2 protein-coding genes are annotated in these 553 nt (G+C 73.6%); both read right to left on the bottom strand.

Annotated elements, in window-relative coordinates:
* A partial coding sequence (locus ACXJLU_RS33545) for a tetratricopeptide repeat protein (RefSeq protein ID WP_457338040.1) occupies positions 1-287 on the bottom strand: 287 nt, incomplete at its 3' end.
* A 6-nt stretch (positions 288-293) separates the two neighbouring features.
* Positions 294-553: hypothetical protein (locus ACXJLU_RS33540; protein WP_457338039.1), on the bottom strand; the 260-nt coding region annotated here is incomplete at its 5' end.

Genomic DNA, 553 nt, shown 5'->3' with positions numbered 1-553 from the left:
CGCTCGTACAGCGCGCGGGCGTCGTCGGGCCGGCGCGCCTGCGCGGCCGCCTCGGCGGCGGCCAGCCATTGCGCGCGTGCGAGCTCGCGCTGGCGCAGCAATGCGGCGCGCAGTTGAAGGTCGTCCGGGGCGCGCTTCAAGCCTTCCTCCAGCACCTGCAGCGCGTCGTCGGTGCGGCCGGTAAGGGCTAGCTCGCGGCCGCGATCGAGTTCGGGCGACGACGCGCAGCCGGCGGCCAACGCGGCAGACAGCACAGCAGACAGCAGACGAACGTGAAGACCGGGCATGGCGGCTCAGGGTTGAAGCGGCAGCACCAGGCGCTGCCCGCTGGGAACATGGACGAATTCGAGCTGGCTGCCGGTGTCCGCATCGAGCCGGAAATCGCCCTGGCTCGCGCCGACCGGCAGCACGTGGGTCAGCGGGCCTTCGTTGAGCAGCACCGCGGTGCCGGCCTCGGTGATCAGCCGGCCGCCGAATGCAAACGGCAAGGTGATCACCGGCGGCGCGGGGGGCGCTGCCGAGGCGGCCGCGGCGACCGCGACGGGTGCCAGCC

Source organism: Rhizobacter sp. P5_C2 (genome assembly GCF_054049715.1).
The sequence above is the reverse complement of the archived record's forward strand: the minus strand, read 5'-3'. Positions and strand labels throughout refer to the sequence as shown.